The following is a 6,216-nucleotide window of genomic DNA, read 5'->3' as shown; positions in this document are numbered from 1 at the left end:
CCGTAGACCAGGCAGGTCTTCTCGATAACGCCGGAGTCGGTCATCTCGAGGTAGAGGTCGGTACCCTCACGGGTACGCTCGCCTACGCCGGTGAACACGGAAGTACCGCCGTGCTCCTGGGCCAGGTTGTTGATGAGCTCCTGGATACACACGGTCTTGCCTACGCCAGCGCCGCCGAACAGACCCGTCTTGCCGCCCTTAACGTAGGGCTCGATGAGGTCGACGACCTTAATGCCGGTCTCGAAGGTCTCCGTGGTGGTGACCAGGGTGTCGAACGGCGGGGCGGGGTGATGGATGGGGCGCCACTCCACGTCGGTGGGCATGGGCTTGCCGTCCACGGGCTCGCCGAGCACGTTCCAGATGCGGCCCAGGGTCGCCTGACCCACGGGCATCATGATGGGGGCACCGGTGTCGGTGGCCTCCAGGCCGCGCACCATACCGTCGGTCGACGTCATGGCCACGGTACGGACGATGTCGCCGGGGAGGTGCGTCTGCACCTCGAGCACGGTGGACACTTCGCCCGAGGGGGTTTGTGCCTTCACGGTAAGGGCGTTGTAGATGGCCGGCATGGCGTCTGCCGGGAACTCCACGTCTACAACAGCGCCGACGATACGGACGATGCGTCCGACGGCGCCTCCCTTGGCCGCTTCAGTAGAAGTGTTATCAGCCATTTAATCCTCCAAAGCTGCGGCACCGCCCACGATCTCGGTGATCTCGGTGGTAATAGCACCCTGGCGCACGGTGTTGTACACGCGCTCCAGCGTCGAGACCATCTCGTTCGCGTTATCGGTAGCCGATTTCATCGCGTTGCGGCGAGCGCCTTGTTCGCCCGCTGCCGAATCGAGCATCGCGTAGTAAAACGCGTTGTTCAGGTAGGCGTTCATCATGTAGGACATGACCGACTCCGTGCTCGGCTCGAAGTCGATATCGCCCGGGATCGAGGAATCGTCCCTCTCGCGGAAGGACTTGAAGATATCCTCCTCCTTGGCCGTGAGGCCCAGCAGGTCGGCGTAGGATTCCTCCTTCACCGGCAGCACCTGCTGCTCCACCAGGGTCTGCTCGGCGGCGTTCTTCGCGTGGTTGTACACCACGAACACCTCGTCGAGCTGGCCCTCGGCGTAAGCCTTCATCACGTAGCTGGAAAGCTCGGCCGCCTGAGAGAACTCAGGGTCGGCGGAGTATCCCGCGAAGGAGAACACCGGCTCAACCTTGCGGTAGGTGAAGTAGCCGATGGCCTTCTTGCCACAGGCCGCAACCTCTACCTCGGCGCCCGCGCGCTGCTTCTCCTTCATGAGCTTTTCCACGTAGCGAAGCACATTGGTGTTGAAGCCGCCGGCCAGGCCGCGGTCGGAGGTGATGGCCACGATAAGCACGCGGCGCACCTCGTCATGGACCTGCAGCAGCGGCTCATTGTCCAGATGAGCGTACTTCGCCGTGTTGATGAGCATGTCTGAGATGGCGACCGCCCAAGGCAGCGCGTTTTCCACGCGCTCGGAGGCACGGCGGATCTTAGCAGCGGCGACCATTTCCATGGTGCGCGTGATCTGCTTCGTCGAGGAGACGGATTTGATGCGCCGTTCGATGTCATGTAAGTTGGGCATGGTCTACCTGCCTTACGCCGTGGCGTCGAAGGACTGCTTGAAAGCGGCGATGGCAGCCTTCAAGTTGGTCTCGATCTCGTCGGTCAGCTTCTTCTCGGTGTTGATGGCATTGATGATCTCGGGCTTGGAAGCGCGCAGGCTGTCCAGAAGCTCGGTGCGGAAGCGCACCACCGCGTTGAGCGGCAGATCGTCGAGGAAGCCCTCGTTACCGGCGAAGATGGCGATGACCTGCTCGGCCACGGGCATCGGGTTGTAGCGACCCTGCTTCAGCAGCTCGGTCATGTGCGAACCGCGGGTCAGCTGATCCTGGGTAGCCTTGTCCAGGTCGGAACCGAACTGGGTAAAGGCCTGCAGCTCGCGGTAGGACGCCAGGTCCAGACGCAGGGAGCCGGCCACCTGCTTCATGGCCTTGATCTGCGCGGAACCGCCAACGCGGGACACCGAGATGCCTACGTCGACAGCGGGGCGCTGGCCCTGGAAGAACAGGTCGGTCTGCAGGAAGATCTGACCGTCGGTAATGGAGATCACGTTGGTGGGAATGTAGGCGGACACGTCGCCGGCCTGGGTCTCGATGATGGGCAGAGCCGTCATGGAGCCGCCGCCGTTCTCGTCCGACATCTTCACCGCGCGCTCCAGCAGACGGGAGTGCAGATAGAACACGTCGCCCGGGTAGGCCTCGCGTCCCGGAGGACGACGCAGGGTCAGCGACATCTGGCGGTAGGCCACAGCCTGCTTGGACAGGTCATCGTAGACGATGAGCACGGCGCGACCGCGGTTCTCGGCGGAGGCGGGCTTGCCATCCTCGCCGTTGTAGACGAAGTACTCGCCCATGGCAGCACCGGCCATGGGGGCGATGTACTGCAGCGGAGCGGAGTCCGAAGCGGTAGCGGCCACGATGATGGTGTTCTTCATGGCGCCATGACGCTCGAGGGTCTCCACCACGCCGGCAACCGTGGAGGCCTTCTGACCGATCGCAACATAGATGCAGATCATGTCAGTGTCCTTCTGGTTGATGATGGCGTCGATGGCAATAGCGGTCTTACCCGTCTGACGGTCGCCGATGATGAGCTCGCGCTGGCCGCGTCCGATGGGCACCATCGAGTCGATGGCCAGGATACCGGTCTGCATGGGCTCGTCTACGGGCTGACGGGAGATAACGCCGGGAGCCTTGAACTCCACGGGGCGCGTGCCCTCGGCCTTGATGGGGCCCTTGCCGTCGATCGGCTGGCCCAGAGGATTCACAACACGGCCGAGCATAGCTTTGCCGGCGGGAACCTCCACGATACGACCGGTCGTGCGGACCTGGTCGTTTTCCTTGATTGCGGTGACGTCACCAAGAAGCACGGCGCCGACCTCGTCCTCCTCGAGGTTCTGGGCCAGACCGTACACGGTCTTGCCGCCCTCCCCGACGAACTCGAGCAGCTCGCCGGCCATGGCGTCACGGAGGCCGTCGACGCGAGCAATACCGTCGCCGACCTGGATGACCGTACCGACCTCGCGGGACTCAACGCTGACGTTGAGCGCCTCGAGCTGCTTCTTCAAAGCGGCGTCAATGGACTGTGCGGTGATTTCAGTCACTAGCATTCACCTCCATCTGATGTGTCTTTGAGGACGTGGCGGGCACGGTTGAGCTGCGAGATCATGCTCGCGTCAATGTAGTTCCCGTTCACGTCCATGATGATGCCGCCCAAGATAGACTTGTCGATGCGCTCGCGCAGCACCGCCTTCTTGCCCAGGTCAGCCTCTGCTTTTGCAATAATGAGTTGGCGCAGCTCATCGTCGAGGGAAACAGCGGTCACCACGTCAACCACGCACAGACCCAGCTTGGAGCCGATCTGGTCGCAGAAACCCTCGTACACGCGGGGCAGCAGGTCGGCCTGACCGCGCTCGGCCATGACAGCCATGACCTCGCGCAGGGCCAGATGGCAGTCGGCGAACACCGACTCCACCAGGTTGCGACGCTGCTCGGGCGTGTAGTCGGCGTTCGACAGGCTCAAGGTGAGCTCGAGGTCGGAGCGCATCAGGCGAATGATCTCGCCGAGCTGCTCGCGAACCGCCAGCACCGCCTCTTGACCGCCGGCTTCGTTGGCGCTGTCGAACAGCACCGATGCGAAAACCGCGACTTCCTCTTTAACGACAAGACGATTAGTTGCCATTGAAACTACCCGCCTCTTTGATATAGCGCTCGATGACGGCGCGGTGCTCGCTCTCGGAGAGGTCCTCCCCGATGAGACGCGAGGCCACGTCCACCGACGTATCGGCGATCGAGGACTGAAGCTCGGCGATGGCCTGCTTCTTCTCGGCCTCGATGGCCAGACGCGCCTTGGCGATCATGTCGGAAGCCTCGCTCTGGGCCTGGGCGGTGATGTCGGCCTTCACGGCTTCACCGACGGCACGGGCGTCCGCAATGATCTGCGTGGACTGAGCCTTGGCATCAGCCAGCTGCTTCTTGTACTCAGCCAGTACGCGCTCGCTTTCGATCTGCGCTTCCTCCGACTTCTTCAGGGCTTCCCGAATGGTCGTCTCGCGCTTCTCCAGCATACCGTTGAACATGGGCCAACCGAACTTCGCCAATACAATCCAAAGGATAATGAAGGCGATGAGCATGGGCACGAATTCCAACGGATCGGGAAGGATAGCAGCAATGCCGCCGGTCGCTTCCTCTTCACCAGAGGCAAACGCGAGCGCAGGAAAAGCAGCGTTGAGGGCCAGAGCACCAGCGGTGATCTGCGCAACTGCTTTTTTCGCTCTTGTTTTCACGTGCAAACCTCCTTCTAGCCTTTTGCGGCAAGATGAACCGAATAAGACCAGAAAGTTACATGATGAAGGCGAGCACGAAGCCGATGAGGGCAAGAGCCTCGGCCAGGGCGGCACCAAGAATGAAGTTGGTGAACAGACGACCCTGCAGCTCGGGCTGACGGGCGGTACCCACGCAGCAACCGTAGCAGGCAATGCCGATGCCGATGCCAGGGCCGATGGCGCCCAGGCCGTAGCCGACAACCTTCAGAGCGGCGAGAACCATTGTAATTTCCACAGTTTCCTCCTTTGGACGATTTCGAGCGGTTTCTCAAAATCCTTTAGACGATATGGCTACCGGCCGTGGAGAGACCGGGTAAACCCGAACGGGATAGGATGCCCTAGTGGGCAGAGGTGGCCAGCTGGATGTACACCGAGCTGAGCACGGTGAACACGTAGGCCTGCAGGAAGGCAACCAGCGTCTCGAGGGCGTACATGGCCACGAGCAGCAGGAACCAGGGGATGGTGATGACGCCGGTGACGACATCGAAGGACTGGATGCCCACCGTCAGGAACACGGAGGACGCCAGGGCGAAGATGCCGAGCACCATATGGCCGGCGAACATGTTGCCGTAGAGTCGAACGGCCAGGGTGAGCCAGCGGATGATGGTGGAGAACAGTTCCAGGAACCAGATGATGGGAACCATCACCACGGGCAGACCGGAGGGGGCCAGCGACTTCAGGTAGCCGATGCCGCCCTTGGCCTTGATGCCCCAGAAGTTGAAGTAGATGAAGGAGATGGTGGCCAGCGCCCAGGTAACCGAGATGGTGCCGGTGGGCGTCTTGCAGCCGGGAATAAGACCGACAAAGTTGGACACCAGGATGAAGAAGAACATGGTGGCCAGGAAGGGCACGTGCTTCTTGAAGCCCGCGCCGATGATGCCCTCGCCCATGTCGTTGCGCACGAACTGGTAGCCGTACTCAACCATGTTGACGAACTTGTTGGAGGGGATCAGCGTCAGCTTGTTCGCCACCACCATGATGATGGCCAAGGTGATGAGCCAGCAGATGACCATCCACAGGATGTACTGGGTCATGCCGCCGAACACGATCGTGGGATCGAAAGATGCCTTAAGATGAGGCACTTCCTCGGAGAGCAGTGCAAGAGCGTCCACGTATCTACCTTTCCTCTTGTTATTTCCTAACCAGCCGGACAATGCCAAAGGCAATGGCAACGACCGACAGGGCTACGGCTTCCGCGAGAACGAAGGGCATCGCAAAATCGCGGGCAAACGTGATGCAGACAAAGGCAAAGGCGAACATCAGGGCGAACGAGACAATGAGTGCGATGATGAGAATGCTCATGTGTCCGAAGTTGCTCGTTGCCGTGGCGTACTTCGTAAGGTGCAGGCCAATAACAAGCGGGATGAATCCCACTACTCCAGCCAATGCCCCCAGTGCGATTGCTCCTGCCATAACCTGCTTTCGTTTGGGCGCTTTCGCGCCGTAAACCCAATAAACCGCTACGTATGATAACGGCTCCATGACAAAAGGGGCTAAGAACCGAACTTTAATTGGTGAGCGGTGAAAACTTCGCGTGGTTGGACACGCTCTGATCTGGGAAAATTTTGCAACTGCACAATTTTTGACAGACTGGCAGTACAGAGGGGCTGTCGCTTCGTCAATAGCGACAGCCCCTCTGCGGTAAAGCCTTTCACGGTTGCGAGTCCGCTCGCTCCCCTACTCCGCTTCCTTCTCCCCCGTGTATTCGCGCACGAGAATGCCCGACTCGGCGAGCATCTGCTGTGAGAGCTCATCGGGATACGGGTTCTGGTACACAATCTCGGTGATGCCGGCATTGATGAGCATCTTCGCGCAC

General features: G+C 60.8%; 7 protein-coding genes and 1 pseudogene. All 8 read right to left on the bottom strand.

The features are described from left to right. A pseudogene (locus QZ307_RS10450) lies at positions 1–671 on the bottom strand (F0F1 ATP synthase subunit beta); the annotation flags it as partial. Further along, positions 672–1,601 carry an ATP synthase F1 subunit gamma gene (gene atpG, locus QZ307_RS10445; RefSeq protein ID WP_275207398.1) on the bottom strand — a complete coding sequence of 310 codons (930 nt, stop codon included), beginning with the start codon at positions 1,599–1,601 and terminating at the stop codon, positions 672–674. 12 nt (positions 1,602–1,613) lie between these two features. Then, the gene (gene atpA, locus QZ307_RS10440; protein WP_295999623.1) at positions 1,614–3,185 is read right to left on the bottom strand and encodes a F0F1 ATP synthase subunit alpha; all 1,572 of its coding nucleotides are present in this window, start codon (positions 3,183–3,185) and stop codon (positions 1,614–1,616) included. Beyond that, the gene (atpH, locus tag QZ307_RS10435; protein ID WP_295999621.1) at positions 3,179–3,757 is read right to left on the bottom strand and encodes an ATP synthase F1 subunit delta; all 579 of its coding nucleotides are present in this window, start codon (positions 3,755–3,757) and stop codon (positions 3,179–3,181) included. The genes atpA and atpH overlap by 7 nt, the downstream gene beginning before the upstream one ends. Beyond that, a complete protein-coding gene (gene atpF / locus QZ307_RS10430) occupies positions 3,747–4,361 on the bottom strand; it encodes a F0F1 ATP synthase subunit B (RefSeq protein WP_295999619.1) in 615 nt (204 codons plus the stop codon). The genes atpH and atpF overlap by 11 nt, the downstream gene beginning before the upstream one ends. 55 nt (positions 4,362–4,416) lie before the next feature. Beyond that, positions 4,417–4,635, bottom strand: coding sequence for an ATP synthase F0 subunit C (gene atpE / locus QZ307_RS10425; RefSeq protein WP_295999617.1), 219 nt, complete (start codon positions 4,633–4,635; stop codon positions 4,417–4,419). A gap of 103 nt (positions 4,636–4,738) precedes the next feature. Next, positions 4,739–5,512 carry a F0F1 ATP synthase subunit A gene (gene atpB / locus QZ307_RS10420; RefSeq protein WP_275207393.1) on the bottom strand — a complete coding sequence of 258 codons (774 nt, stop codon included), beginning with the start codon at positions 5,510–5,512 and terminating at the stop codon, positions 4,739–4,741. A 19-nt stretch (positions 5,513–5,531) separates the two neighbouring features. Then, on the bottom strand, positions 5,532–5,813 hold the full coding sequence (locus QZ307_RS10415) for a hypothetical protein (RefSeq protein ID WP_295999612.1): 282 nt from the start codon (positions 5,811–5,813) through the stop codon (positions 5,532–5,534). Positions 5,814–6,216: the final 403 nt, after the last annotated feature.

Origin of the sequence: uncultured Adlercreutzia sp., assembly GCA_910585575.1 — a bacterium.
In the GTDB taxonomy this organism is placed as follows: domain Bacteria; phylum Actinomycetota; class Coriobacteriia; order Coriobacteriales; family Eggerthellaceae; genus Adlercreutzia.
The sequence above is the reverse complement of the archived record's forward strand: the minus strand, read 5'-3'. Positions and strand labels throughout refer to the sequence as shown.

Coding starts and splice junctions, on each gene's coding strand:
- atpG (WP_275207398.1), bottom strand. CDS start 1,601: ATGCCCAACTTACATGACATCGAACGGCGCATCAAATCCGTCTCCTCG.
- atpA (WP_295999623.1), bottom strand. CDS start 3,185: ATGCTAGTGACTGAAATCACCGCACAGTCCATTGACGCCGCTTTGAAG.
- atpH (WP_295999621.1), bottom strand. CDS start 3,757: ATGGCAACTAATCGTCTTGTCGTTAAAGAGGAAGTCGCGGTTTTCGCA.
- QZ307_RS10415 (WP_295999612.1), bottom strand. CDS start 5,813: ATGGCAGGAGCAATCGCACTGGGGGCATTGGCTGGAGTAGTGGGATTC.